Here is a 25,745-nt window from a genome sequence, read left to right as displayed (position 1 = left end):
CTCAGACGCGCTCGATGATGGTGGCCACGCCCATGCCGCCGCCGATGCACAGCGTGATCAGGGCACGCTTGGCGCCGCGACGCTCAAGCTCGTCGACCATGGTTCCGGTGATCATGGCGCCGGTGGCGCCCAGCGGGTGACCCATCGCGATGGCGCCACCGTTGACGTTGAGCTTCTCGTTGGGGATGTTGAGGTCCTTCTGGAACTTCAGCACCACCGAGGCGAACGCCTCGTTGAGCTCGAACAGGTCGATGTCATCGACGGTCAGCCCGGCCCGGTCCAGTGCCTTGACGGTGGCCGGGGTGGGGCCGGTGAGCATGATGGTCGCGTCGGCGCCGGTGGTGGCGGTGGCCACGATGCGGGCGCGCGGGGTCAGGCCCTGCGAAGCGCCGGCCTTCTCGCTACCGATCATCAGCAGGGCGGCACCATCGACGATGCCGGAGCTGTTGCCGCCGGTGTGGACGTGGTTGATGCCCTCGATCCAGTGGTACTTCTGCAGCGCCACATCGTCGAAGCCGCCCATCGCGCCGATGCCGTCGAAGGCGGTGCGCAGCTTGCCCAGGCCTTCCAGGGTGGTGTCGGGGCGCATGTGCTCGTCGTGGTCCAGGATGAGCAGGCCGTTCTGGTCACGCACCGGGATGACGGACTTGGCGAAGTAGCCGCCCGACCAGGCTGCGGCCGCGCGCTGCTGGCTCTGCAGCGCGTAGTTGTCGACGTCCTCGCGCGAGAAGCCCTCGATGGTGGCGATCAGGTCGGCACCGATGCCCTGCGGGGCGATGTAGTTGTCGTAGGTGAAGGGCACGTCGGAGAACATCGCGCCGCCGTCGGAGCCCATCGGCACCCGGCTCATCGACTCCACCCCGCCGGCCAGCACCAGGTCGTCCCAGCCGGAGCGCACCTTCTGCGCGGCGACGTTGACGGCCTCGAGTCCGGAGGCGCAGAACCGGTTGAGCTGCACGCCGCCGACGGTGTCGGGCAGGCCCGCGGCCAGCACCGCGGTGCGGGCGATGTCGCCGCCCTGGTCACCTACGGGCGAGACGCAGCCCAGCACGACGTCGCTGATCAGGCTCTCGTCCAGGTCGGGGTGGCGGGTGCGCAGTTCTTCGATGAGGCCGACGACCAGGCTGATCGGCTTGACCTCGTTCAGCGCGCCGCCGCGCTGCTTGCCGCGCGGGGTGCGAATGGCCTCGTAGATGAAGGCTTCTTCGGACATGGGCGATTCCTCTTCAGTATTGGTATTCGATGCGGATCGACTGCGTCTTGGTCGGAGCGTAGTCCCCGAATTCCCAGCCTAACAGGGTGGCCTATCAACCGGATGGTTGGTCCGTCTGGAGGTCTGTTTCCGGCCGCTCCCCGGACCTCGTCGCCTGCGCTTTAGGCTCGGGTCCCATGACGGCGCGGATGGTCTCACGACTGGAGCCCTATGCCACCACGATCTTCGCCGAGATGTCGGCGCTGGCCGCACGGATCGGCGCGGTCAACCTCGGCCAGGGCTTCCCGGACGAGGACGGGCCGCCGGCCATGCTCGAGGCCGCCCGGGCCGCGATCACCGACGGCGTCAACCAATACCCGCCCGGGCCCGGCATCGCCGCCCTGCGCGAAGCCATCGCCGGGCAGCGCGCCCGCAAGTACGGGATCGACTACGACCCCGACACCGAAGTCCTGGTGACGGTAGGGGCTACCGAGGCCATCGCCGCCGCGGTGCTCGGGCTGGTGGAGCCGGGTTCCGACGTGGTGCTGCTCGAACCGTTCTACGACTCCTATTCCCCGGTGGTCGCCATGGCCGGGGCACGACGGGTCAGCGTGTCACTGGTGCCCGACGGGCGGGGGTTCGCCCTGGATGCCGACGCGTTGCGCCGCGCCATCACCCCGGCGACTCGAGCGCTGATCGTCAACTCACCGCATAATCCGACCGGCACCGTGTTCACCGAGTCCGAATTGGCCGAGATCGCGCGCATCGCGGTGGCCGCCGATCTGCTGGTGATCTCCGACGAGGTCTATGAGCACCTGGTCTTCGCCGGACGGACCCATCGGCCGCTGGCCCCCTTCGACGGAATGGCGGAGCGCACTATCACCATCTCGAGTGCGGCGAAGATGTTCAACTGCACCGGCTGGAAGATCGGGTGGGCGTGCGGACCGGCGGAACTGTTGGCCGGAGTGCGGGCCGCCAAGCAGTACCTGAGCTATGTCGGCGGTGCGCCGTTTCAGCCGGCGGTGGCACTGGCGCTGAACACCGAGGACGCCTGGGTGGCGGCGTTGCGAGCGACCATGCAGGCCCGCCGCGACCGGTTGACCGACGGCCTGCGGCGCATCGGATTCGAGGTGCACGACAGCTTCGGCACCTATTTCCTGTGCGCCGATCCCCGCCCGCTGGGCTATGCCGACAGCACGGCGTTCTGCGCCGAGCTGCCACATCGGGCCGGGGTGGCCGCTATCCCGCTGTCGGCGTTCTGCGTGCCCGGTTCGGAAGCGACCGCCCCCGATGTCTGGAATCACTTGGTGCGGTTCACCTTCGTCAAACGTGAGGACACCATCGACGAGGCGATCCGGCGGCTGGAGACGCTGCGCGACGGGCCCGCTACTGCTCGGTAGTGGCGTCGTCTCCCATGATTTGCTGACGCAGCCGTTCGGTGGCGATGCTCAGCACCAGCTTGCTGGCGCGCCGCACGATGAAGTCCGGGATCGGCCCGGACGGCTCAACGGTGATATCGAAGCGCACCCTCGTGCTGTCGGGACCTTCGCGGGTCAGGGTGTATTCAACGTGCTGGGCGCGCTGCTGGGCCGTCGCCTTGGCATCCCAGACCATCCAGTCCGGACCCCAGTGGTATTCCAGGAGCTCCTTGTCCACCAAGCCCAGAATCTTGATGGTGGCCAGCACGTGATGGGGACGGCCGTCCTCATACTTGTCGAGGACTTCGATCCGCTTGTGCACCGGCGACCACGACGCCAACTCGGACACATCAGCGAGCGCGTCGAGGATTTTCTCCGGCGGCGCGTCAATCACAATTTCCCGCGATGCTCGAACAGCCACTAGATCGAGCCTAACGTCGCGCCCTGCCGGAGGCGGGATTTCATCGCAGGTGGTGTCAGCGACTCTTCTTGAGCTTCAGCACCTGGTCGCGCAGACCGTCGGTGGCGGTCTTCATGCCGCCTTTGAGCGTGCTCTTGAGCAGGAACCCCGGAATCGGGATCGACGGGTCGACGTCCATGTCGAACCGCACCTTGGTCTTGTCACCCTGCGGCGTCAAGGTGTACTTGGCGTCTTGCGCCTTGAGCTGACCGGCCGACACCAGGGTCCAGCCGACGCTGTCGTCGGTCCAGGTGTACTCGACGACCTGCTCATCGGTGAGGCCCGCTGCCTTGATCTTCATCCGCACCCGGCGCGGGCGACCGTCATCGTAGGTGTCGAGCACCTCAGCGCTCTGGTACTGCGGTGACCAGGTCGGAACAGACTCGACGTCGGCGAGAACGTCGAAGATCTCCTCGGCGCTCGCTTCGATGACCACCTCGCGGGAATCCTTGACTGCCATGGCTGGCACCCTAACCAGGCGGGCGGTGATGCGTGGGGATTTGGGCCCTCCGAGAGTCGCCCCCTCGCCGGGCGGCGGTGGCACGATGGAGGTCATGCATGTGACCGTCCGGATTGCCGCTCCCCTGCTGGCCGCCGCGGCACTGACCGCCGCACCGGCCGCCCACGCCGATGACGCGAGCTATCTGGCCCGGGTCAATGCCGCCCCGGTGGCGATCCCGGTCGCCGATCACGTCAAGGTGACCTCCGGGCACTACATCTGCGCCCAGTTGCGGATGTACGGCCACACCGGGACCTACCGCTCCGGCATCTCGCCGGGTGATCTGGTGCGGCAGCTGACCAACACCTTCTATTACAGCCCCGAAGCCGCGGACGTTCAGATCCAGGCGGCGCAGGCCGAGATCTGCCCGGAGACGTTGCGGCCCTGAGGCTTAGCCGAGGCCGAACCCGGCGCCCGGGCCGCCCTTGGCGTTGAGGTCATCGAGGATCGCCTTGAACATCACGATCCCCGGCCCCGACTGGTCCAGCGGCGCGGTCGGGAAGCTTCCGTCGCGGACCATGGAAATCAGCAGATTGTCGATGGTGATCGGCGACCCGTCGTCACCGGGCTTCCACCAATCCTCACCGGCGGTGTCCACGCCGGCAGGCCCCAGCTCGTAGCAGTTGAGGCCGGTGCCGCGGCCGAGCTTGCAGGCCTGCTTGGGGGCAGCAGGTTCTGGGGCAGCAGGTTCTGCGCCGGCGGGTTCCGGGCTCGCCGGTTCTGGGCCCGCGGGTTCGGGGCTCGCGGGCTCTGGGCTCGCGGGCTCTGGGTTGACCGGTTCCGGGGCAGCCGGTTTCGGTTCGACGGGTCCGAGGCCGAAGATCCCAAAGCCCTCGTAGTCGCCGATCGGCTTCACCTTGACCGCGTCGAACTCGATCACCGCGTAACCCAGTCCCTCGTCGGCGGCCACCACCGTGCCCACGGCACCGTGGTCTTCGGCTCCCTCGACGACCACGGACGAACCCGGCCCCCCGCAGTTCGCGGCGGTGAAGCCGATCAGCCGGCCGGCGCTGTCGTGACCCATCGCGGTCAGCGTGCACAGCGTGTCGTCGTGCAGGACGATCGCGGCGCCGCCGCCGAGCTGGATCTTGTCACTTACGGCCGCGGCGGTCGGCAGCCCGGCGGCGGTGAGCAACGCGGCGATGACGATCGAGGACGCGCGTCGAGTCGAGTCACGGTGCACAGCGGGCCAGTCTAGGGGGCTGCACTTATCCGCTATCCGCATTTCGCCTCGCAATCCAGGCTTTTGCCGAACTGTCTCCGAAACGATGCCGGCGGCGTACGGTCGAAGGCGAGCTGCCTCACTTGTCAGCGGTGGTCCACCCAGACTCGACCCGGGCGATCCCGCCGGGCAATTGCGATTCCTCCGCCTACCTGCACCCGCGGGCCAGACGACTCCGACTGTGACGGAACCGCCCGTGGATTGTGAGATTTGGTGCGACACTTAGACATACCCAGCTCCATGGCTGTCGGGAGACCCCAAAGGCGGCGGGAGCAATGATCCACCCGCTCGGCGGCGCACGCCAATCCCGCCCTACCCGGGTCACGGTTGCTCGCGAGTTCGGCCGCGCCATAGACGGTGCCTGGTGGCCGCACGCGGACCGCATCACCAACGAATTGCCGAGCCTGATGGCCATCCTGACTCCCCTGCTCGGAGACATAACCACCATCAACGTCAACTGGCCCGCGCTGCAACGTCCTCCTGACCTGAACTGGCCGGGGTGGGAGGGCAAACGCCAGCACGTCATGACCGTCAGCGGCACGCAGGGCTGCGTCAACCTGCTGGTCATCTCCTACGCGACCCACAGCGCACTCGCCTTGATGGTGATGCGCTGCGCCGCAGGCCTACCGATAGCCGCTGCGGACCGTGACAAACCCGCATGCTTGACGGCGGGATCAGTCTTGCGGCTCGCCAAACAACAACTCTCTGCCTGAGACGACTGACATCGCGGTGGTCCCGCCGCTGATGCATCACGCGTTCGCCGCCGGCCCGGGTACACCGAAGCGAGGTGGCGCCAGGCCGAGACGATCCCGGTGGGCATCTCCCACCGCCGTATCAGGGTGCTGTCGGTGCACCTCGGTACCCTGGAGTGGCTTCATGAGATGGCGTCGCCAAGCTCCGACTGGACGGCACGCCAACCCCACGCTCGTGGGTGGCTCGGATGACGAAGCGGCCCACACCAGCCGGTGTCGGCAAGAGCGCCTCCCCTCGGGCGAGGCCGGTGAACAACAGCGACAGGAGCCGAAGCTGATGAGCGCGGAGCAGGGCTGGATCGGCGAGCCGCCGCCAACCAAGGAGCGGAAGCTGCACAGGTCTCGGGCGAGCGCGGCCCGCGACTGGGTCGAGGCCGAGCAACGCCGCCGTCAAGAGGCCGGAGACACCCGGCCGGTGACGGTCGCTTGGTGAGATGACCCGCGACGAATAAATGACAAGTCACGTTGAACGCCAAGGCCAAAACCGCCTCTGAAGTGGCCAGGGCCGGGATCGAACCGGCGACCTTCCGCTTTTCAGGCGGACGCTCGTACCAACTGAGCTACCTGGCCGGAAGGCACCAGGTGCCTCGCCGCGTAAAAGCGACCCTGACGGGACTTGAACCCGCGACCTCCGCCGTGACAGGGCGGCGCGCTAACCAACTGCGCCACAGGGCCTTGCTGTTCGCTCCGTTATTACTACGAAGCGAGTACCCCCAACGGGATTCGAACCCGTGCTACCGCCGTGAAAGGGCGGCGTCCTAGGCCACTAGACGATGGGGGCCAGAACCGAATCTCTCCGAGGCACTCACAACGTTTCACGTTGGGAGCTTGGCTAGCTTAGGGCACAGGAGCCCGAATCCTCAAACCCGGCCCCCATCGACCACGATCGGGCAGGCAGTATTCTGTTCCAGCACGGCCCCTATAGCTCAGTTGGTAGAGCTACGGACTTTTAATCCGCAGGTCGCAGGTTCGAGCCCTGCTGGGGGCACCACACCACCGTCCAACCGCCGACATCGGCGAACGCAGCGCTGTGACCCGTTTCATACCTCGGGACCAGCCAGAACGGCGCTCAAGTAAGTCATGTCGTCGAACGCGATCGCCAGTTCGTCGTCGCCGTACTCCAGGCCGCACTCGGCGTAGAGGTCGCGGACCTGGCGGCCCGTCACCGTCCAGCCCGCGCCGGTCAGGTACTCGATGATGTGGTTGCGTTCGCCGTGGTAAATCAGGTCGCCGATCTCCACTTCGAACCCCAGCGCCGACATCTTCTCCCGGTGTTCACGCCACGCCGGGCCGGCGAACACCGACGTGTCGCTGATGAACTCACAGGCCACCCGGCTGCCCGGAGCGCTCAGCGACTTGATCGTGTCGAACAGGGCGTCCTGGGCGTCGGGCTGCAGGTAGATCAGCAGACCCTCGGCGCTCCACACCGTGGGAGCCTGCGGGTCGAAGCCGGCGGCCCGCAGGGCACTCGGCCAGTCGTCACGCAGGTCGATGGCCACGGCGCGACGCTCGGCGGTCGGCTCGGCGCCCAAGTCGCGAAGCGTGGTGGTCTTGAACTCGATGACCTCCGGCAGGTCGACCTCGTAGACCACGGTGTCCGCCGGCCAGTCCAGCCGATAGGCGCGGGAATCCAGGCCGGAGGCGAGGATGACCGCCTGGCGGATGCCGCTGCGGGTCGCCGACAGGAAGTGCTCGTCGAAGAATCGGGTCCGCACGCCCATGCCGTGGCCCATCCGGATCGGGTCGAACTCGCCGCCTTCGACGACCGGGATGTCGCCATCGACCATCCGGGTGAAGAAGTCGATGCCCACCGCACGCACCAGCGGTGCCGCCCAGGGGTCGTTGATCAGTTTGTCCGGACCGGAGGTGGCCAGCGCGCGCTGCGCCGCCACCATGGTCGCGGTCGCTCCCACACTGGTGGCCAAGTCCCAGCTGTCACTGTCCGTGCGCGTCATCGATGCCTCTCTCGAAAATCTCAAACTATCTAGCCAGGCTACCGACCGCCGTGGACCACAGCACCGGCGACGATCGTGGACGTCACCAGGCCGGCGTCGAGCGCAAGCGGATCACCGCTGAGCACGCACAGGTCGCCGGGCTCACCGACGGCGATGCGCCGCGGTGTCGCTGGCCGCTCGGCATGGCCGGTGAACCCCTGTAGGGCGGTACGAGCCGAGATCCGCTCCCCCGCCCCCAGCACGGCACCGCTGGGGGTGGCGCGGTGGACGGCGGCGCGCATGGCCGCCCAGGGGTCGCCGTCGCCGAAGGGCGTGTCGGTGGACAGTGCCACCGGAATGGCGTTGCGCTGCAGGGAGGAAGCGGCACCGGTCGCGGTATCGCGGCGAGACAACCTCCCTTCCGGGGAGGGCTGTCGCCTTCGCTACGGAGACGTCAATGCCACGATCGCCGGCCTCGACTCAGCCCTTTCTCCGGTAGGGTGCGTTGGTGTTCTCCCAACAGGGCAACTATTCGGAGCCGCTGGTGAGCAACCCGGAAGAAGAGCCTGTCTGGAAGCAGCGGGCCGTTGAGCGGTCGATCAAGACCGCGCGGTTGCGGGCCGCCCAGCGCGTTCAGCGCTTCCTGGACGCGGCCCAAGCGATCATCCTCGAAAAAGGCAGCACTGACTTCACCGTCCAGGAGGTCGTCGAGCGTTCCCAGCAGTCACTGCGCAGCTTTTACCTGCAGTTCAACGGCAAGCACGAGTTGCTGCTGGCCCTGTTCGAGGACGCGCTGCTACGCGCCGCCGATCAGATCCGCGCCGCCACCGAGGTTCAGCCCCAGCCGCTTGCACGGCTGAAGGCAGCTATCGAGCTGCTCTTTGAGCTCTCCCGACCCGACCCGACGGCCAAACGACCGCTGCTGACAGACTTCGCACCGCGCCTGCTGGTATCGCACCCAGCCGAGGTCCGGTTGGCCTTCACCCCCCTACTGGCGCTGCTGACCCAGTTGGTGGAGGCCGCAGACGAGGCCGGCGAGCTGCGTCCGGGCGTCAACGCCCGCCGCGTGGCGGCGATGACAATGCAGACGGTGATGTTCGTCGCACAGTCCAGCGCCGAGTCCAATGACCCGGCGGCGCACCCCATCACAGCCGAGGAGGTGTGGGACTTCTGTGCCCACGGCCTCGCCAATTAGGAACGCCTCGTTCTTTCTGCCTTCCGTCACTCGGCCCAGCAACTCGGCTTCGACGAGCTCATCGATCCCCGCGAGACCCGCGACGCGTTGCTGTCCGCCCTGCAGCGCGGGCTGCGCAGCCGCCAGGCCGCCGCCGAGCCGGTGACCCGAACCGTCATCATGCCCTGATGAGCACTCTGCGCGAGGCACTGCTGGGCGGCTGGGAGTTGGCGTCGTTTGATTCGGTCGACACCGGCACCGGCGCGGTGTCACACCCGTTGGGCACGGCGCCGCGCGGTCTGATCCTCTACACCGCCGACGGCTATATGTCGGCTCAACTGACCGGCAGCGCCGACGCGACGCCACCCACCTACATCGCCTACTGCGGCCGCTTCCGGGTCGACGAGGACACCGCGACCGTGCATCACGACGTCAGTGTCTCGATGCTGCCGGAGCTGCTGGCGAGCCCGCAGTTGCGGCAGGCACGCGTCGAGGGCGACCGGCTGACGCTGTCGGCGACCACCACCAACGACGGTGTGACGACGCACAACACGTTGGTCTGGGTCAGACGTCGATGATGACCTTGCCGATCGCTTTGCGGTCGGCAACGTAGCGCAGCGCGGTTGCGGCCTCGGCGAGCGGGAAACGCGCCCCGATGTAGGGGCTGACCCTGCCCTCGGCGAACAGCTGCTGCAGTTCGGCGAGGTCACGCTCGTTCTCCGCCGGGAAGTCGGTGGCGAACGTCCGAATCTCCATGCCCTGCACCGTGATGCCCTTGAGCATCACCAGGTTCAGCGGAATCGCCGGAATCGTTCCGGCGGCATAGCCCAAGGTGATGAAGCGCCCGCCGCGGGCCAGGCTGCGCAGGGCCGGCTCGGCGTAGGAACCGCCTACCGGGTCGAGCACGGCCTGCGCGCCGTCGCCGGTGATCTCGCGGATCCGCGTCTTGAGGTCTTCGCGGTCGTAGTCGACCGTCGCGACCGCGCCACGCTGGCGGCACACTTCCAGCTTCTCGGGGCTGGACGCCGCGGCAAGCACTTTGGCGCCCATCGCCACGGCGAGGTCGACGGCGGCCAGCCCGACACCGCCGGCAGCACCCAGCACCACTACCCAATCACCTTCGGCCACTTGGGCAACCGAGCGCAGGGCGTGATAGGCCGTGCGGTAGGTCACTCCGAAGCCGGCCGCGGCCGCGTAGTCGATGCCGTCGGGGATGGCACTCACCGCCGCGGCGGGCACCAGCGCATGCTCGGCGAAACCGCCCACGAATGACGTGCCGACCACCCGGTCACCGGGCGCAAAGGGCACGCCCTCGCCGGCGGCGAGCACATCACCGGCCAGTTCGCTGCCGGGGGTGAAGGGTGCCGGAATCTTCAGCTGGTACTTGCCGCCGATCAGCAGCACGTCGGGGAAGTTGACCGCCGCGGCCCGTACCCGGACCACCAGTGTGCCGGGTCCGGGCGCCGGGTCGGGCAGCTCCCGCAGCACCAGATCTTCCGGCGGCCCGTACTGTTCGCAGACGATCGCGCGCATCAGGCCACCCCCAGCCCGCGAAGGCAGAACGACACCAGGTGATCCACATCGGCCCGCTTCGGCCGCCGGCCGGCATTGAGGTAGCCACGCATGGTCGACAAGGTAGCGCCAAAGACCAGATCGGCATCCCGGCGGGGGTCGTCGCCGCCGAGCGCGCTGACCGGTGCGGTGAGCAGATCGCGCAACGGCGCCAGGATGTCCTCATCGGAGCGCGTGCGGTCGGCACTGTCCGCCAGCTGGGTGCTGGCGGCGCGGCTCAGGCTCAGCAGGTGCGGATCGGACAGCTGCGCCAGGGCGCCCTGGATCCAGGCCGCGACCTTGGCTTCCGGCGTGGGTTCTTTGGCCAGTTGATGCTCCAGGTAGGACACCACGAGCGCGATACCGCGCTCCATCACCGCCAGGATCACGTCGTCCTTACCGGCGAAGTAGCGGTAGAACGCTTTATTCGATGAGCCCGCCTCGGCGACGATGTCGCACACCCGGGGCGGGTCGGGCGCACTGCGCTGCAGCACCGTCACCGCCGCGGCCAGGATGCGTTCCACCTCGGCGGTGGCCTCGCGCTGGCGGTCGTCGAGCGCGCGGTGCACCGCGGCATCGACACGAGTGGTCATGGCACCGCCGGGATCCGGTCGACCAAGTCGCCGTACTTCTCGCGCGCGGCTTCGATCCGGTTGTCCAGGAATTCGCTGGGCCACTCCGGGTCCTCGGCGTCGTAGTCCTTGAGCAGCAGCCGGGCCAGGTTCACCTTGTGCGCCTCGGTGGGGCCGTCGGCCAGGCCCAGCGCCACCCCACCAAGGAGCACATTGGTCAGCGGCAACTGTTCGGTCAGGCCCATCGCGCCGTGCACCTGGATCGCGCGCAGCCCGATCGACTTGAGCACCTGCGAGGCCAGGATCTTGCAGACCCCGATCTCGGCGCGGGCCGCCTTCTCGTCGCCGGAGTCGATCAGCCACGCCGCGTGCAGCACCGTCAGCCGAAAGGGGACCAGCTCGGCATAGGAGTCGGCGATGAACGCCTGCACCAGCTGCTTGTCAGCCAGCGAACTGCCTTGGGTGAAACGGCTTTTGGCGCGGCGGGCCATCATGTCGATGGCCCGCTGGGCCACCCCGATCGAGCGCATCGCGTGATGCAGGCGCCCGCCGGCCAGCCGGCTCTGCAGGATCAGGAAACCTTGCCCGGGCTCGCCCAGGATCGCGTCGGCCGGCACCCGCACGCCCGCGTAATGCACTAGTGAATGGCCGGCCTCGTGCGGATGCGACCCCACCAGGTGATGGGTGGCTTCGATTTCCAGGCCCGGGGTTCCGGCCGGGATCAAGAACGTCGAGGCACCGCGGTGCACCGGAACATCCGGGTCGGTGATGGCCACCACGATGAAGAACGACGCCACCGATGCGTTGGAGGAGAAGTACTTCCGCCCGGTGATCACCCAGTCGTCACCGTCGCGGACGGCCCGAGTGGTGAACACCCGAGGGTCGGCGCCGCCCTGCGGCTCGGTCATCGAGAAGCAGGAGAAGATCTCCCCCGACAGCAAACCGGCCAGGTAGCTGTCCTTCTGCTCTTGCGTGCCGAAGCGGGCCAGGATTTCGGCGTTGCCGGTGTCGGGGGCCTGGGTGCCGAACACGATCGGCGCCCAACTGGACCGGCCCAGGATCTCATTGATCAACGTCAGTTTGACCGCCCCGAATCCCTGGCCGCCCAGCTCCGGCCCCAGATGCGGCGCCCACAGCCCCTGTTCGCGCACCCGGTCCTTGAGCGGGTCGACGATCCGGCGGCGTTCCTCGGTCAGCGGCAGGTATTCGCAGCCGGGAAACACCACCTCCAGCGGCTCCACCTCGTCGCGCACGAACGTCCGGATCCAGTCGAGCTTCGCCTCGAACTCCGATTCAGTAGAGAAGTCCCACGCCATTTTCCGCTCCTTCTACGGTAGGTCAGACACTGCCGCCGTCGGCCCGCACGATCGAACCGGTGGTGAAGCTGGAGGCGTCCGACATCAAAAACAGTGCCGCACCGACGATCTCCGGCGGGTTGCCGGCACGCTGCAACGCGGCGGCGCCGAACGGGTTGTCGGATTCGTCGAAGTTCCACGCCTTGGAGATTTCGGTGAGGAACGGCCCGGGCATCAAGGTGTTGACCCGAACTACCGGCCCGAACGCCTGTGCCAGCGCTTCGGTCATGACGTTGAGGCCGGCCTTGGACGCGGCATAGGGGATGAACGACGGGTGCGGGCGCAACGATCCGTGAGTGCTGACATTGATGATCGATCCCCGGCCCGCGGTCATCATCCGTTCACCGATCAACGCCGACAACCGAAACGGGCCTTTGAGGTTGAGGTTCACCACGGCGTCGAACATCTTCTCGGTGACGTCGGTCTGCTTGTCGTAGACCGGTGACATGCCGGCATTGTTGACCACCACGTCGACCCGGCCGAACCGCTCGTAGGCCGCGTCGACCAATCCGTCGAGCTGATCCCAGCGCCCCACGTGCACCGCATAGGGCATCGCGGAGCGCCCCGTCTCGGCCTCGATCTCCGCGGCCGTGGCCTGGCAGGACTCGAGTTTGCGGCTGGCGACCACCACGTCGGCGCCGCAGCGGGCGGCCGCCAGCGCCATCTCGCGCCCCAGGCCGCGGCTGCCGCCGGTGACCAGCACCACCCGGTCGGTCAGGTCGAAGAGTGAATCCGCGTACCCCATGTCAACTGCGCTTGGCCGGTAAGGAGCGGGCGAGTTCGGCTGCGGCGCTAATCAACTGCGGGATCATCGGGCCCATGGCGGCGGCGATCTTCGGATCGACCCGGTCACCGGTGACCGAGGCGGCGTAGGTCTTCTCCAGCACGATTCCCAACTTCCAGTTGGCCAGCACCAGGTAGTAGTCGATGTTCTCGGTGGACAGGCCGCTGACCTGTTCGTAGCGTTCCAGCAACTCCGATCGGGTCGGCATGCCCGCGAGGTCGGCGTAATAACCTTGGGTACGCGGGTTTTCGCCGTCATAGCCGAGCAGCGCCCAGGCCAGGTCCAGCAGCGGATCGCCGATGGTCGTCATCTCCCAGTCGATGATCGCGACCAGCTTCGCGGGTGCGCCGTGGGCATACATCACGTTGGCGAACTGGTAGTCGCCGTGCATGATGCCTGGGGTGTAGTGCGCCGGCCGGTTGTGGCGCAACCAGTCCGCGGCCTCGTCCAGGCCCGGCAGGTCGCGTACCCGGTAGCTGTCCAAAAAGGCCAGCCAGCGGTCCACCTGACGCTCATGGAAGCCGTTCGGACGGCCGAACCCGTCGAGCCCCTGGGCCCGCCAGTCCACTCGTGCGAGGCGGGCGGCGCCCTCGACCAGCTCGAAGGCCAGGCCGCGGCGTGTACTCAGATCCGCGTCGAACGGCGCCGGCCAGGCGTCGCCGGTCGAGTTCCAGCCGTCCACCTCGGCCATCACGTAGAACGGTGTGCCGAGCAGTTCCCCGCCGTCGTCGGCGGCGATCAACTGCGCGTGCGGGACGTCGGTTCCCGACAGCGCCCGCACCAGGCGGATCTCGCGCCGTAGCCCGTCGACGCGGGCGGCGTCCGCCCGGGCGCCCGGCATTCGCAGCACCATCGCGGCCTCGCCCCGGCGCACCCGGTACAGGGTGTTCTGCGAGCCGCCGCGCAGCGGTTCCAACAACGGTTGTTCACCGGTTCCGGGGGCACCTTGAGTGTCGAGCCATCGCCCCAGCGCGCCGCTGTCCAGCCGTGCCGCCTGCCTGTCCGCCATCGCACGCACCCCGCAATCTCTATGCAGAGAATAGCGTTCTCCAAGCGACAGCACCAGACCACCGTTGAAACTGCACCTAGGGTCGTAGATCCACGAAATCTACAGCCCGGGAAGCAATCTCAACGACGAACTGGTAACGATGGTGCTTGTGGGGCGATCCGATCCTGATTGACCCGCGTCAGCCCAGCACTTCGGAGATCGGCGCTCCCGCGGCGATCTTGGCCCGCGCACCCATCACCTTGCCGGGCCGGCCCGCGCCGACGACGCCGGCCAGCACGCCGTTGCGCTCGTAGTAGGCCAGGAACTTGTGACCGTCGTCCTCGACCAGGTGCACGGTGTCGGTAGCCTCCGGCTCGCCCAGGCACTGGATCTTCACGTCGTACTGGTCGCTCCAGAAGTACGCCGGCACCGCCACGTCATGCAGCGACTCCCGGCCCAGCATGGTCGGGACCATCACCCGGACCTGGGTGACGACATTGCTCCAGTGCTCGACGCGCACCTGGTGGCCTTCGCGGCCCCGCCAGAACGCCACGTCGCCGACGGCCCAGACGTTCGGTGTACTGGTGCGTCCCGTCGCGTCGCACACCACCCCGTTGTCCAACTCCACACCGGAGCCCTCCAGCCACTCGGTGGCCGGCCGCGACCCCACGCCGAGCACCACCACGTCGGCAGCCAGTTCGGTGCCGTCGGAGAGCACCACCGTCTCGACGCGGCCCGCGCCGCGAACCTCCGCGACGCCGACGCCGCTGCGGACATCGACGCCGTTGGCCCGGTGCAGCCGTGCCACCAGTTCGCCGATCTGCTCACCGAGCACGGCCGCCAGCGGGGTGGGCTGCGGCTCCACCAGCACGACGTCCACGCCCAGCTTGCGCAGGCTGGCAGCCGCCTCACAACCAATGAATCCCGCGCCGATCACCACCGCCCGGCTGGCGCCGGCCGCGTCGTCGCGCAACGCCAGGCTGTCCTCGAACGACCGGACCACGCGGATGCCGTCCAGGTCGCCGAAGCTCGGGATACGCCACGGCACCAGACCGGTGGCGATCACGAGTTGGTCGTAGCCCAGCACGGTGCCGTCTGCCAGCGTCACCGATTGTGCGGCAGTGTCGACGGTGCACGCACCGCAGTCCAGCCGCAGGGTGATGTCGCGGGAGGCGTAGAACTCGGGCGGCTCCAACGTGGTGTCGTCGCGCTCCCCGCGCAGCACCTCTTTGGTCAGCGGCGGCCGGTCATAGGGCGGGCGAGTCTCGTCGGAGACGATCGTGATCGACCCCGCATACTCCTCGCGCCGCAATTCCTCGGCCGTGCGGACAGCCGCCAAGCCGCCGCCGACGATGACGATCCCGTTGTCGGGCACCACGATCCCCCTGTTTCTCCCGGCCAGGGACGATCAGTACTTGAGCGCGCCCTTGTCGACCTGGATCTGGACTCCCGTCAGGATTCCAGAGCCATCACCGGCCAGCCAAACCACCACGTCGGAGACCTGGTCAGCGGTCATGAAGGACTGCGGGTGCAGCGGCATCGGGGGGAAGGCGTGCAGATAGTCCGGGCGTTCGGTGAAGATCTGGGCCATCACCTGCGGCTCGATCATCGGAGTGTCCACCGAGTACGGGTGAATCGAGTTGACCCGGATCCGATGCGCCCCGACCTCGAGAGCCAACGTGTTGGTAAGACCCACCAGGGCGTGCTTGCTCGCCGCGTAGTGGCCGTTGCCCGGCGTGGCCTTCAGCCCGGCCGACGAGCTGACGATCACGATCGAACCGCCGTTGTCGGCCTCGATCATCGCCGGCACCGCTGCGCGGATGGTGCGCCAGGTACCGGTCAGGTTCACGTCGATGACGGTGTTCCACTGCTCGTCGGTGAGCTCCCACAACCGGCCCCAGCTCAGCACGCCGGCGTTGGCCACCACCACGTCGAGGCGCCCGAACTGCTCAACGCCGTCGTCGACCAGCTGGCGCAGGCCGGCGTCGTCACGAACGTCGACCGTGCGGGCCAACACCTTACGGCCGTGGGCCTCGACCGCACTGACCATCTCGGCGAATTCCTCGGGCGTGGCCGCCGGGTAGGTGATGCAGTCCGACGCCGGGGCGCAGATGTCGGCGGCGATGATGTCGGCGCCGGCGGCCGCTAGCCGGATCGCATGCGAACGGCCCTGGCCGCGCGCCGCACCGGTGACAAAGGCCACCTTGCCCTGCAGGTTGTGGTTCTGGCTCTCGCTCACTCGACGAGGCTAGCAGCTCAATCTAGAACGTGTTCTACCTATCGCGAACGGTCAGAGGTCGGCAATGATCTGCTGACGTTTCTGCCGGTACTCGTCGTCGGTGACGATTCCGTCTTTGCGCAGAGCTTCCAATTCCTGCAGGCGCTCCCCCGTCGATCGCGACGCCGCCCCGCCGGGTCCTGCCGCCTCGGCGCTGCGCTCAGCGGCGCGGCGGACCACGGCCGCCACCTGTTGACGTACCGCCGGATCGGAGCGGATGTCGATCTCCCCCTGCACCGGGACGCCGTGGGCCCGCAGGATCTGCAGAATCTCCATCATGGGCCCGACCTGGCCGGCCAGATCGTAGGTCTGGTTGTCCTCGGCCAGGGTGAACCGCGCGGGCACCGTGCCACTGAGCAGGGCGCTGCGCTCCCAGTCGATGCGATATCCATTGGTCGCCGGGTCGACAAGGACGGCCAGAGTGCGCCCGGAGATCACCGGTAACCGGTTGAGGGAGGCCAGAACCCGATCCTGGGTGTCGAACGATGTCAGGCCCGGCCCTTCGATGTGTAGGTCGAGCTTGACCAACGGTTGATCGTTGACCCGGGTCCCGGTCTCATGAATGCCGACCACCTCGGCCAGTGCCAGCACACCGTGCTGCTCAAGGAATTCGCTCCAGCGGGCTGATCTCGCACCGTAGCCCGCCCACAACACTGCGGCCACGATGTCGCAGCCGGTGATCAGCACACCGGAGTGCAGCATCCAGTCCAGTCCTTCCTCCCTGCCAAAGGCCAGGTAGCAGATCAGGAAGATCGGCCCCACCAGGCCGCCGAACAGCAGGACTAGTAACTGGGCCTTCAGATAGCGCCACACCATGAGCGTCAGAATATCGCCGCGGGCGCTTCTTGCTGCCAAACACGAAAGCCCCCTTCCCGCCCGGGGAAGGGGGCTTTCGCCTCTGCTAGCGCAGGTACTACTTGATGATCTTGACGACCCGGCCGGCGCCGACGGTACGACCACCCTCACGGATGGCGAACCGCAGACCCTCGTCCATGGCGACAGGCTGGATCAGCTTGACGGTCATCTCGGTGTTGTCACCGGGCATCACCATCTCGGTACCCTCCGGCAGGCTCACCACACCGGTCACGTCGGTGGTGCGGAAGTAGAACTGCGGACGGTAGTTGTTGAAGAACGGCGTGTGGCGACCACCCTCGTCCTTGGACAGGATGTAGGCCTGGCCCTCGAACTCGGTGTGCGGGGTGGTGGTGCCGGGCTTGACCACAACCTGGCCACGCTCGACGTCCTCACGCTTGATACCACGGATCAGCAGACCGACGTTGTCACCGGCCTGGCCCTGGTCCAGCAGCTTGCGGAACATCTCGACACCGGTGACGGTGGTCTTGGTGGTCTCCGGACGGATGCCGACGATCTCGACTTCCTCGTTCACGTTGATCACGCCGCGCTCGACACGACCGGTGACCACGGTGCCACGACCGGTGATGGTGAAGACGTCCTCAACCGGCATCAGGAACGGCTTGTCGGTCTCACGAACCGGGTCCGGGATGGACTCGTCGACGGCCTCCATCAGGTCCTGGACGGACTTGACCCACTTCTCGTCACCCTCGAGGGCCTTTAGAGCCGACACCCGGACCACCGGGGCCTCCTCGTCGAAGTCCTGGGCACCCAGCAGTTCGCGGACCTCCATCTCGACGAGCTCGAGGAGCTCCTCGTCGTCGACCATGTCCGACTTGTTCAGCGCCACCAGGATGTAGGGCACACCGACCTGACGGGCAAGCAGCACGTGCTCGCGGGTCTGCGGCATCGGGCCGTCGGTGGCCGCGACCACCAGGATCGCGCCGTCCATCTGCGCGGCACCGGTGATCATGTTCTTGATGTAGTCGGCGTGGCCCGGCGCGTCGACGTGGGCGTAGTGCCGCTTCTCGGTCTGGTACTCCACGTGGGAGATGTTGATCGTGATACCGCGCTGACGCTCTTCGGGAGCGTTGTCGATCTGGTCGAACGCACGCGACTCGTTCAGGTCCGGGTACTTGTCGTGCAGAACCTTGGTGATAGCCGCGGTCAGCGTGGTCTTGCCGTGGTCAACGTGACCGATGGTCCCGATGTTGACGTGCGGCTTCGTCCGCTCGAACTTCGCCTTCGCCACTTCTTGTCCTCCTGGACTTGTTGGTGCTGGGTTACAGCAGGATTGATCTTTTTTGGTTTGTGCCACCGTAGCGGCACGGGCGGGAAGCTGGTTACTCGCCCGTTGCCTTCGCGATAATCTCCTTCGCCACCTGCGCCGGCACTTCGGCGTAGGAGTCGAACACCATGGAGTAGTTCGCCCGGCCCTGGGTCTTCGACCGCAAGTCTCCGACGTAGCCGAACATCTCCGACAGCGGCACCTGCGCCTTGACGACGCGCGCACCGCTGCGCTCCTCCATGGCCTGAATCTGGCCACGGCGGGAGTTCAGGTCGCCGATCACATCGCCCATGTAGTCCTCGGGCGTGGTGACCTCAACGGCCATGATCGGTTCCAGGATCACCGGCTGCGCGGCAGCGGCAGCCTTCTTCAGTGCCTGCGAGCCGGCCACCTTGAAGGCCATCTCGGAGGAGTCGACGTCGTGGTACTGACCGTCGGTCAGGGTGACCTTGATGTTGACCAGCGGGTAGCCGGCCAGCACGCCGTACTGCATGGCGTCCTGGGCCCCGGCGTCCACCGCGGGAATGTACTCGCGGGGCACGCGGCCACCGGTGACCTTGTTCTCGAACTCGTAGGTCGCACCGTCTTCGCCGGTGAACGGTTCGATGTCGATGAGGACCTTCGCGAACTGGCCCGAGCCACCCGTCTGCTTCTTGTGGGTGTATTCGACCTTCTCCACCTTGCGGCGGATGGTCTCCTTGTAGGCCACCTGCGGCTTGCCGACGTTGGCCTCGACCTTGAACTCGCGGCGCATGCGGTCCACCAGGATGTCCAGGTGCAGCTCGCCCATGCCGCCGATCACGGTCTGACCGGTCTCCTGGTCGAGGTGGACCTTGAAGGTCGGGTCCTCTTCGGCCAGCTTCTGGATGGCCAGGCTCAGCTTCTCCTGGTCACTCTTGGTCTTGGGCTCGATGGCCACCTCGATGACCGGTGCCGGGAACGTCATCGACTCCAGCACGATCTGGTTGTTCGGGTCGCACAGCGTGTCGCCGGTGGTGGTGTCCTTCAGGCCGATCATCGCGTAGATGTGGCCGGCGAACGCCGAGTCGACCGGGTTCTCCTTGTTGGAGTGCATCTGGAACAGCTTGCCCAGCCGCTCCTTCTTGCCCTTGGTCGAGTTGACCACCTGCGTGCCGGACTCCACCTTGCCCGAGTACACCCGGACGTAGGTGAGCTTGCCGAAGAAGGGGTGCACCGCGATCTTGAACGCCAGCGCCGAGAACGGCTCGTCGATGCTGGGCTTGCGGCTGATGACCTCGTCTTCCTTGCCGGGCACGTGGCCCTGCACGGACTCGACGTCCAGCGGCGACGGCAGGTAGTCGATCACCGCGTCCAGCATCGGCTGGACACCCTTGTTCTTGAACGCGCTGCCGCACAGCACCGGGTAGAGCTCCGACGAGACCGTCAGCTTGCGGATGCCGCCCTTGATCTCCTCAATCGAGAGCTCCTCGCCGCCGAGGTACTTCTCCAGCAGAGCCTCGTCGGTCTCGGCGACTGCCTCCAGCAGAGCGGTCCGGTACTCGTCGGCCTTGTCGGCCAGGTCGGCCGGGATCTCGATGGTCTCGTAGGTCTCACCGAGCTTGGTCTCGCCGCGCCACACCTTGGCGTTCATCTCGACCAGGTCGACGATGCCCTCGAAGTCGTTCTCCGCGCCGATCGGCAGCTGGATCACCAGCGGGCGAGCGCCGAGGCGCTCTTCGATGGTGCGCACGGTGAAGTAGAAGTCCGCACCGAGCTTGTCCATCTTGTTGACGAAGCAGATCCGGGGCACGTCGTACTTGTCGGCCTGCCGCCACACCTGCTCGGACTGCGGCTCCACGCCCTCCTTGCCGTCGAACACGGCAACGGCGCCATCGAGAACACGCAGGGAGCGCTCCACCTCGACGGTGAAGTCGACGTGGCCCGGGGTGTCGATGATGTTGATCTGGTTCTTGTTCCAGAAGCAGGTCACCGCGGCGGAGGTGATGGTGATGCCGCGCTCCTGCTCCTGCTCCATCCAGTCGGTCGTGGAGGCACCGTCGTGCGTCTCACCGATCTTGTAGTTGACGCCGGTGTAGTACAGGATCCGCTCGGTCGTCGTCGTCTTACCAGCATCGATGTGCGCCATGATGCCGATATTGCGGACCTTGTTCAGGTCAGTCAGCACATCCTGTGCCACAGCAGTCTTCCCACTCTTTCGGTTACTTCAATTGCTTGTTGTCGCAAGTGTCCGGCTGTTACGCCGGGGTGATCACCAGCGGTAGTGCGCGAACGCCCGGTTGGCCTCGGCCATCTTGTGGGTGTCTTCACGCCGCTTGACGGCGGCACCCAGGCCATTGCTGGCGTCCAGGATCTCGTTGGCCAGGCGCTCGATCATGGTCTTCTCGCGGCGAGCCCGCGAGAAGCTGACCAGCCAGCGCAGTGCCAGCGTGGTGGAGCGCTCGGCGCGCACCTCGACCGGAACCTGGTAGGTGGCACCACCGACGCGGCGGCTGCGAACCTCGAGAGCCGGCTTGACGTTGTCCATAGCACGCTTGAGCGTCACCACCGGGTCGGTACCGGTCTTGTCCCGAGCCTGCTCGAGAGCGCCGTAGACGATGCGCTCGGCCAGCGACTTCTTGCCGTCCAGCAGCACCTTGTTGACCAGCTGGGTAACCAGCTGCGACCCGTAGACGGGGTCGTTGACCAGCGGACGCTTGGGTGCGGGGCCCTTGCGCGGCATCAGCTCTTCTCCTTCTTCGCGCCGTAGCGGCTGCGGGCCTGCTTGCGGTTCTTGACTCCCTGGGTGTCCAGCGAGCCGCGGATGATCTTGTAGCGCACACCCGGCAGGTCCTTCACCCGGCCACCACGCACCAGCACCATCGAGTGCTCCTGCAGGTTGTGACCCTCACCCGGGATGTAGGCGGTCACCTCCACCTGGCTGGTCAGCTTGACGCGCGCCACCTTGCGAAGCGCCGAGTTCGGCTTCTTCGGGGTGGTGGTGTACACGCGGGTGCACACGCCCCGTCGCTGCGGGCTGCCCTTGAGGGCCGCGGTCTTCACCTTGGCGACCTTGTCGCGGCGGCCCTTACGGACCAGCTGCTGAATGGTTGGCATCTACCGGCTTCCTGTATCGCTGTTCAAAACTGTCGTAATCCGCGGTCTGTGCCCCACCGCTACCCCGCGGTCGGGCGTGTCGCATGGGCCGCCGCGGATTCCTCCGCTGCATAATGGACATGCGAATTGGGCCAGGCGCGCGCGTTATGTCACCAAACGCGCCTCGTGGCCAGGCACGAGCTACCACAATACCCGGCAGCACTCCGGCAGGTCAAAGCGCGTGCCCAGCGTCCCCCGCGGCCCCTCCGCCCCGGCGCCACTACTGGGTGCGGCTGTCCATCGCCGAGGCCAGCCTGCGCACCATGTCGGAGAAGACAGCGTCGGTGTCCACATCGTCCATCACGCCGGTCATCTCCAACAGGACAAAGCCGTGCATCGCCGCCCAGAACTCCAGCGCCGCGTGAAACGCCCGGTCCCCTTCGAGCCCGTACGACTCCAACACTTCGATGACCGGGGCGGCGGCCCGGCTGGCTGCGGCGGTGTACTCCGGATCGTCGCCGCCCAATGGCATCCGCGTGAACGCCGAATACCGGCCGGGGTGGTGATGGGCATAGCTGCGGTAGGCACCGGCCATCACCAGCACCGCATCATCGCGGGCGCGGCCCTGCCCGACTTGGGTCAGCATCTCGAGAATGTCATCGATCACCCGCATCCGCATGGCGCGGCGCAGGTCGTTGAGGCTGTGCACGTGGTTATACAGCGACGGGCCCTTGGTGCCCAGCTGGGTGGCCAACGCGTTGATGGTCAACGCGTCCCAGCCCTCACGGTCCAGGAAATTCAAAGCCGCGTTGACGATGACTTCCCGGCTCAGCTTGACCGGGCGCGCCCCCGATTTGCCGTTGGCGCGCGAGCGACCCGCCGCTGCGGGCGGGTCTGGTCGAGCTGACATGGCGTACGCCCTTCGTATCGTGCGGCGGGAGGAGATCAGCACAGAACTCTAATGGACCAATTAGTGGGGGAACCCGAGTACGCGCCAGCTGGTGCGACGTAAGCTTTGCCGAGATTGCGTCCGGTGAGAGGGGCTCGGCGATGAAATGGACCGCTCTGGCTAGTGCGTTGCTCGGTTTGGCCGCCGGTTCGCTGGTGGCAGCCGCGAGCGCTCAGGCCGTACCCGGCGACATCCACATCTACGGGGTGCACGAGACGCACACGCTGGACTGCGACGGCGGGACGCTGTTCATCAACGGCGTCAACCTAACCATCCACGCGATGGGCACCTGCTACGCGGTTACCACGCAGGGCTCGCAAAACACCGTGATCGCCGACACCATCGTCAACGACGTCACCGTCTACGGTAACGACACGACCGTGTACTTCCACAATGGCGACCCGCTGCTGTTCGACCGGGGACGCGAGCTGGGGATGACCAACCGGCTCCAACGCGTACCGGCGTGACCCACGTTCTCCGGGTCAATCTCTGCTCGCTGCTGGCCGGCGGAATCACGCTGCTTACGGTAGTGCTCACCGGCTGCGAGTCGGAGGCGCCGCCCAAGTCCTCGCGGATCTCGCAGAACTTCGACGGCCGGTTCGCCAACACGATCAGATACGAGTCGTTCGGTGCGACATCGGCCCTGGACTGTGCCGACGGCAAATCGCTGAATGTGGCCGGTTCGAACAACAAGCTGACTGTCCGGGGCCGCTGCGAGGCGGTGAACGTAGCCGGTGCCGACAACCGCATCACCATCGAGCGCGTCGACAAGACGCTGACGATCACCGGGCTCAACAACTCCGTCACCTACCGCGGCGGCGATCCCAAGATCGACAACCGCGGGTCGGGTAACACCGTCGCCGACAGACGCTGACGGGCCGCCGGCGGGACTCCCCGGCGTCAAGCCTCGCGGCGGTCGCAAGCGCGGCGAAGCCGGGTGCTGGGGGTACCTCCCGCTTGCGGGGGACGGGCCGCCGGCGTCACGCTTTAGCGCCGTGGCGGCCGGCCCCGCCGGCGAAGCGGCCCGCCCCACGCAGCGCCTCGTCGGCAACCCGCTCGATGCTTTCGAATTCGGCGTCCATCGCGTGGGATTCGGTCATGCCCCACTGCCGCAGCGCCGACAACCGATCCGAGCGCAGGCAACCCTGTGGCAACTCCGCCAGTTCGCGGGCCAGCTGCTCGGCCGCGCTCCGCGCCTCCCCCATCGGGACAACACGATTGGCCAGTCCGATCGCGAGCGCCTCTTCGGCGTCGACGGCACGGCCGGTGAGGATCATGTCCATGGCGCGACTGTGGCCGATCAGTCTGGGTAATCGCACGGTGCCGCCGTCGATAAGCGGAACGCCCCAGCGTCGGCAGAACACGCCGAAGTTCGCGTCGGCCTCGACCACTCGCATGTCACACCACAGCGCCAACTCCAGGCCACCGGCCACCGCGTAGCCGCTGACCGCGGCAATCACCGGTTTGGACAACATCATTCGGGTCGGACCCATGGGGCCAGGCCCGCTGCGGTGGGTCTGATTGGCGTTCGGCGTACCCATTGCTTTGAGATCGGCTCCCGCGCAGAAGGTTCCGTGGTCGCCCCACAGCACGGCAACCGACGCGCTCGCATCGCGGTTGAACTCGTCGAACGCCTGATACAGCGCGGCGGCGGTCGGGCCGTCGACGGCGTTACGGGCCTGCGGCCGATCCAGGATCACCGTGGTGACCGGGCCACTGCGCTCCACGCGCACCGCACTCATCGCAGCACCGCCTCTCGGTCCGCGTCGCGTCGCGCGCCCAGTTCATTGGCGAACTCTGCGTAGCCACTGCGGATCCGGGTCCCCGGCCAGTCCGCAGGAAGCAGTTCGGGTGGCAGCACCGGGTCGAGGCGCAGGTGGCGAACCATGGCCGCCGCCACGATGAAGCGGCTTGGTATGTCCTCGGCGTCGGCCATCGCGGCCAGCAGCTCGTGGCCAGTCTGCGACCACCCCGCCAGATCCCACAGCGTGGCGGCCAAGTCAGCGGGCTTCTCGTCGCGAGCGGTGAGCAACCGGGTGTATCTCCCGAGCTCCTCGCCCAGCTCGACGTCGATGTTGTCCGGGCGCATCCAGAATCCCTCGCGCAGCTCGGCGAAGCGCCGGTTAACCAACCCCGAGCGCAAAGCCGCCCGGGTTCGCGCATCGCAGCCGATGCTGGTGATCACCACGGCCAGCCAGCCACCGTCCCAGCGCTTGGTCTGCGGATTCAGCGCCGCGTCCTGGAGACGCTGTCGCTCCAGCAGACGCTCGGACAGCCCGTACCCCTCGACCGAGCGGACCAGGTCCCCGGCCGCGACCAACCGGGTCAGCGCCACCCGCAAGGCTGTTTCTTTGATCCCGAAGCCCATTGTCAATCGCAGCAATTCAGCCGCCGTGGCCGATGCGGGGTGGGCCCCCAGCAGCACCGACAGGACTACCGAGCGGGCCGTCATACGCACTGGCTTTGACATCGGGTGGCCGCCTAGACCCCGGAAGTCTTCCGGCCGTAGTCGCCGAACGGTTCGTCGCGGTGCCGCACCGCGTCGCGGAACCCGTGCTGCACCGCGTCGGCGACGAATGCGTGCCCCTCCGGCGTGTGCCGCGCCACCCCGTCGAACACGGTGCTGACCATGCGGCTGGTGGCCACGCCCTGCTGGAGCAGTGCGGTGTTGAGGGCGAGTTTGGCCATGATCAGTTGGTTGACCGGCATGGCGGCGATACGGGCCACTAGGTGTTCGGTGCGCTCGTCGAGATCAGCGGGGTCGGGGGCCTCGATCGCCAGGCCCCATTCGGCGGCCTGGGCTCCGCTGATGCAATCTCCGGTCAGCAGTAGACGTTTGGCACGCTGGTCGCCGAGACGGTGCGCCCACAGCCCGGCCGCCGGCACTCCCCAGACCCGCATCGGCGGGTAGCCGATCTTGGCGTCGGACGCCGCGATCACCTGGTCGGCGTGGAGCGCGATGTCGGTGCCACCGGCCACGCAGTAGCCGTGGATCTTGACCACGGTGGGCTTGTCGGCGTGCATCAGTGAGGCGAAGCCGCGGACGAAGCGGCTCATCATCTGGTAGTCGATCATCGGATCCCACGGCTGATCCGAGCGGTGGTTGGTCGCCTGTGTCTTACCGTCGAGCACACTGCCCCGGTAGTTCTCCCCGCCCGCCGACGCTGAGCCTTCGGCGTAGGCGCCCAGGTCGAATCCGGCGCAGAATCCCTCGCCGCGACCCGACACCAGGATCACATGCACGTGGGGATCCAGGTCGGCGCGTTCCACCAGCGCCGACAGTTCCAGCGGGGTGTCGGCCGTGATGGCGTTGCCGTGTTCCGGGCGGTTGAAGGTGATCCGGGCGATGCGGTCGGTGACCTCGTAGGTCATCGTCCGAAGGTTGTCGAACTCGACCGGGGCGATGTGGTGTCGCATGGCGTG

General features: G+C 67.1%; 29 protein-coding genes, 4 tRNA genes, 1 pseudogene and 1 riboswitch. Of the genes and pseudogenes, 9 read left to right on the top strand and 25 right to left on the bottom strand.

All coding sequences use genetic code 11. The annotated features are described in order from the left end of the window. Position 1: 1 nt before the first annotated feature. Positions 2 to 1,213 carry an acetyl-CoA C-acetyltransferase gene (locus EJK91_RS02440; protein WP_125078163.1) on the bottom strand — a complete coding sequence of 404 codons (1,212 nt, stop codon included), beginning with the start codon at positions 1,211 to 1,213 and terminating at the stop codon, positions 2 to 4. 188 nt (positions 1,214 to 1,401) lie between these two features. On the opposite strand from EJK91_RS02440, the gene EJK91_RS02435 reads away from it, so the two are divergent. Beyond that, entirely contained in the window at positions 1,402 to 2,592 is a 1,191-nt protein-coding gene (locus EJK91_RS02435; RefSeq protein WP_125078172.1) for a pyridoxal phosphate-dependent aminotransferase, read from the top strand. Here EJK91_RS02435 and EJK91_RS02430 read toward each other — a convergent pair. Further along, positions 2,579 to 3,031: an SRPBCC family protein gene (locus tag EJK91_RS02430; RefSeq protein ID WP_125078162.1), complete on the bottom strand. Its 453-nt coding sequence runs from the start codon at positions 3,029 to 3,031 to the stop codon at positions 2,579 to 2,581. The two genes, EJK91_RS02435 and EJK91_RS02430, sit on opposite strands and share 14 nt — an antisense overlap. A gap of 55 nt (positions 3,032 to 3,086) precedes the next feature. Further along, entirely contained in the window at positions 3,087 to 3,530 is a 444-nt protein-coding gene (locus tag EJK91_RS02425; RefSeq protein ID WP_024443954.1) for an SRPBCC family protein, read from the bottom strand. Between the two features lie 94 nt (positions 3,531 to 3,624). Here EJK91_RS02425 and EJK91_RS02420 point away from each other — a divergent pair, with 94 nt between their 5' ends. After that, a complete protein-coding gene (locus EJK91_RS02420) occupies positions 3,625 to 3,957 on the top strand; it encodes a DUF732 domain-containing protein (protein ID WP_231384361.1) in 333 nt (110 codons plus the stop codon). 3 nt (positions 3,958 to 3,960) lie between these two features. Here the strand turns inward: EJK91_RS02420 and EJK91_RS21625 are convergent, their stop codons facing one another. After that, positions 3,961 to 4,752, bottom strand: a complete 792-nt coding sequence (locus EJK91_RS21625) for a hypothetical protein (RefSeq protein ID WP_164517863.1) — start codon at positions 4,750 to 4,752, stop codon at positions 3,961 to 3,963. Positions 4,753 to 5,066: 314 nt separating this feature from the next. Here EJK91_RS21625 and EJK91_RS02405 point away from each other — a divergent pair, with 314 nt between their 5' ends. Both EJK91_RS02405 and EJK91_RS21620 read left to right on the top strand, forming a co-directional pair. Beyond that, the gene (locus EJK91_RS02405; protein ID WP_125078161.1) at positions 5,067 to 5,504 is read left to right on the top strand and encodes a DUF5994 family protein; all 438 of its coding nucleotides are present in this window, start codon (positions 5,067 to 5,069) and stop codon (positions 5,502 to 5,504) included. 159 nt (positions 5,505 to 5,663) lie between these two features. Next, positions 5,664 to 5,775: riboswitch (SAM riboswitch) on the top strand. Between the two features lie 45 nt (positions 5,776 to 5,820). Next, on the top strand, positions 5,821 to 5,976 hold the full coding sequence (locus EJK91_RS21620) for a hypothetical protein (RefSeq protein ID WP_164517862.1): 156 nt from the start codon (positions 5,821 to 5,823) through the stop codon (positions 5,974 to 5,976). A 63-nt stretch (positions 5,977 to 6,039) separates the two neighbouring features. Here the strand turns inward: EJK91_RS21620 and EJK91_RS02400 are convergent. The 3 genes from EJK91_RS02400 to EJK91_RS02390 form a co-directional block, all read right to left on the bottom strand. Then, positions 6,040 to 6,113, bottom strand: a tRNA-Phe gene (locus EJK91_RS02400). A 31-nt stretch (positions 6,114 to 6,144) separates the two neighbouring features. Further along, positions 6,145 to 6,218: transfer RNA gene (locus EJK91_RS02395), tRNA-Asp, on the bottom strand. A gap of 33 nt (positions 6,219 to 6,251) precedes the next feature. Continuing rightward, positions 6,252 to 6,324 (bottom strand) — tRNA-Glu (locus tag EJK91_RS02390). Positions 6,325 to 6,458: 134 nt separating this feature from the next. Here EJK91_RS02390 and EJK91_RS02385 point away from each other — a divergent pair. Beyond that, a tRNA-Lys gene (locus EJK91_RS02385) sits at positions 6,459 to 6,534 on the top strand. Positions 6,535 to 6,583: 49 nt separating this feature from the next. Here EJK91_RS02385 and EJK91_RS02380 read toward each other — a convergent pair. After that, on the bottom strand, positions 6,584 to 7,498 hold the full coding sequence (locus EJK91_RS02380; protein ID WP_046300543.1) for a class I SAM-dependent methyltransferase: 915 nt from the start codon (positions 7,496 to 7,498) through the stop codon (positions 6,584 to 6,586). A 38-nt stretch (positions 7,499 to 7,536) separates the two neighbouring features. Next, positions 7,537 to 7,857, bottom strand: a pseudogene (locus EJK91_RS02375) (amidohydrolase family protein); the annotation flags it as partial. Between the two features lie 164 nt (positions 7,858 to 8,021). Here EJK91_RS02375 and EJK91_RS02370 point away from each other — a divergent pair. Next, positions 8,022 to 8,672: a TetR/AcrR family transcriptional regulator gene (locus EJK91_RS02370; RefSeq protein ID WP_125078171.1), complete on the top strand. Its 651-nt coding sequence runs from the start codon at positions 8,022 to 8,024 to the stop codon at positions 8,670 to 8,672. A gap of 167 nt (positions 8,673 to 8,839) precedes the next feature. Then, complete coding sequence (locus tag EJK91_RS02365; RefSeq protein ID WP_125078159.1) at positions 8,840 to 9,229, top strand: lipocalin-like domain-containing protein; 390 nt, start codon at positions 8,840 to 8,842, stop codon at positions 9,227 to 9,229. Here the strand turns inward: EJK91_RS02365 and EJK91_RS02360 are convergent. From EJK91_RS02360 to EJK91_RS02300, 13 genes are all read right to left on the bottom strand, one after another. Continuing rightward, positions 9,216 to 10,184 carry an NADPH:quinone oxidoreductase family protein gene (locus EJK91_RS02360; RefSeq protein ID WP_125078158.1) on the bottom strand — a complete coding sequence of 323 codons (969 nt, stop codon included), beginning with the start codon at positions 10,182 to 10,184 and terminating at the stop codon, positions 9,216 to 9,218. The genes EJK91_RS02365 and EJK91_RS02360 overlap by 14 nt on opposite strands. Further along, positions 10,184 to 10,795 (bottom strand): TetR/AcrR family transcriptional regulator, encoded by a 612-nt coding sequence (locus tag EJK91_RS02355; protein WP_125078157.1) that lies wholly within the window; start codon positions 10,793 to 10,795, stop codon positions 10,184 to 10,186. The genes EJK91_RS02360 and EJK91_RS02355 overlap by 1 nt, the downstream gene beginning before the upstream one ends. Then, entirely contained in the window at positions 10,792 to 12,090 is a 1,299-nt protein-coding gene (locus EJK91_RS02350; RefSeq protein ID WP_046300528.1) for an acyl-CoA dehydrogenase family protein, read from the bottom strand. Before EJK91_RS02350 ends, EJK91_RS02355 begins: the two co-directional genes overlap by 4 nt. A 22-nt stretch (positions 12,091 to 12,112) precedes the next feature. Further along, a complete protein-coding gene (locus tag EJK91_RS02345) occupies positions 12,113 to 12,874 on the bottom strand; it encodes an SDR family NAD(P)-dependent oxidoreductase (protein WP_125078156.1) in 762 nt (253 codons plus the stop codon). A gap of 1 nt (position 12,875) precedes the next feature. Next, complete coding sequence (locus tag EJK91_RS02340) at positions 12,876 to 13,922, bottom strand: phosphotransferase family protein (protein ID WP_125078155.1); 1,047 nt, start codon at positions 13,920 to 13,922, stop codon at positions 12,876 to 12,878. A 178-nt stretch (positions 13,923 to 14,100) separates the two neighbouring features. Then, positions 14,101 to 15,279 carry an NAD(P)/FAD-dependent oxidoreductase gene (locus EJK91_RS02335; protein ID WP_125078154.1) on the bottom strand — a complete coding sequence of 393 codons (1,179 nt, stop codon included), beginning with the start codon at positions 15,277 to 15,279 and terminating at the stop codon, positions 14,101 to 14,103. Positions 15,280 to 15,309: 30 nt separating this feature from the next. Further along, positions 15,310 to 16,140, bottom strand: a complete 831-nt coding sequence (locus tag EJK91_RS02330; protein ID WP_024441013.1) for a mycofactocin-coupled SDR family oxidoreductase — start codon at positions 16,138 to 16,140, stop codon at positions 15,310 to 15,312. A gap of 51 nt (positions 16,141 to 16,191) precedes the next feature. After that, positions 16,192 to 16,995: an SHOCT domain-containing protein gene (locus EJK91_RS02325; RefSeq protein ID WP_125078153.1), complete on the bottom strand. Its 804-nt coding sequence runs from the start codon at positions 16,993 to 16,995 to the stop codon at positions 16,192 to 16,194. 97 nt (positions 16,996 to 17,092) lie between these two features. After that, positions 17,093 to 18,283, bottom strand: a complete 1,191-nt coding sequence (gene tuf / locus EJK91_RS02320; protein ID WP_046282637.1) for an elongation factor Tu — start codon at positions 18,281 to 18,283, stop codon at positions 17,093 to 17,095. A 91-nt stretch (positions 18,284 to 18,374) separates the two neighbouring features. Next, complete coding sequence (fusA, locus tag EJK91_RS02315; RefSeq protein WP_125078152.1) at positions 18,375 to 20,477, bottom strand: elongation factor G; 2,103 nt, start codon at positions 20,475 to 20,477, stop codon at positions 18,375 to 18,377. A 72-nt stretch (positions 20,478 to 20,549) separates the two neighbouring features. Then, a complete protein-coding gene (rpsG, locus tag EJK91_RS02310; RefSeq protein WP_024441009.1) occupies positions 20,550 to 21,020 on the bottom strand; it encodes a 30S ribosomal protein S7 in 471 nt (156 codons plus the stop codon). Continuing rightward, positions 21,020 to 21,394 carry a 30S ribosomal protein S12 gene (gene rpsL, locus EJK91_RS02305; RefSeq protein WP_007767794.1) on the bottom strand — a complete coding sequence of 125 codons (375 nt, stop codon included), beginning with the start codon at positions 21,392 to 21,394 and terminating at the stop codon, positions 21,020 to 21,022. Before rpsL ends, rpsG begins: the two co-directional genes overlap by 1 nt. Positions 21,395 to 21,653: 259 nt before the next feature. Next, on the bottom strand, positions 21,654 to 22,283 hold the full coding sequence (locus EJK91_RS02300; protein ID WP_125078151.1) for a TetR/AcrR family transcriptional regulator: 630 nt from the start codon (positions 22,281 to 22,283) through the stop codon (positions 21,654 to 21,656). A 140-nt stretch (positions 22,284 to 22,423) separates the two neighbouring features. Here EJK91_RS02300 and EJK91_RS02295 point away from each other — a divergent pair, with 140 nt between their 5' ends. Together EJK91_RS02295 and EJK91_RS02290 are read left to right on the top strand one after the other, a co-directional pair. Beyond that, a complete protein-coding gene (locus EJK91_RS02295) occupies positions 22,424 to 22,789 on the top strand; it encodes a DUF3060 domain-containing protein (RefSeq protein ID WP_024441007.1) in 366 nt (121 codons plus the stop codon). Further along, positions 22,786 to 23,196, top strand: coding sequence for a DUF3060 domain-containing protein (locus EJK91_RS02290; protein ID WP_024441006.1), 411 nt, complete (start codon positions 22,786 to 22,788; stop codon positions 23,194 to 23,196). The genes EJK91_RS02295 and EJK91_RS02290 overlap by 4 nt, the downstream gene beginning before the upstream one ends. Positions 23,197 to 23,302: 106 nt before the next feature. Here the strand turns inward: EJK91_RS02290 and EJK91_RS02285 are convergent, their stop codons facing one another. The 3 genes from EJK91_RS02285 to EJK91_RS02275 are packed head-to-tail and all read right to left on the bottom strand — an operon-like array spanning position 23,303 to position 25,739. Then, entirely contained in the window at positions 23,303 to 24,064 is a 762-nt protein-coding gene (locus EJK91_RS02285; RefSeq protein ID WP_125078150.1) for a crotonase/enoyl-CoA hydratase family protein, read from the bottom strand. After that, positions 24,061 to 24,774 (bottom strand): PaaX family transcriptional regulator C-terminal domain-containing protein, encoded by a 714-nt coding sequence (locus EJK91_RS02280; RefSeq protein ID WP_125078170.1) that lies wholly within the window; start codon positions 24,772 to 24,774, stop codon positions 24,061 to 24,063. Before EJK91_RS02280 ends, EJK91_RS02285 begins: the two co-directional genes overlap by 4 nt. Before the next feature lie 29 nt (positions 24,775 to 24,803). Further along, entirely contained in the window at positions 24,804 to 25,739 is a 936-nt protein-coding gene (locus EJK91_RS02275; protein ID WP_125078149.1) for a crotonase/enoyl-CoA hydratase family protein, read from the bottom strand. Positions 25,740 to 25,745 lie beyond the last annotated feature (6 nt).

The organism is Mycobacterium sp. P7213 (assembly GCF_900604305.1).
Taxonomy (GTDB): Bacteria; Actinomycetota; Actinomycetes; order Mycobacteriales; family Mycobacteriaceae; genus Mycobacterium.
The sequence above is the reverse complement of the archived record's forward strand: the minus strand, read 5'-3'. Positions and strand labels throughout refer to the sequence as shown.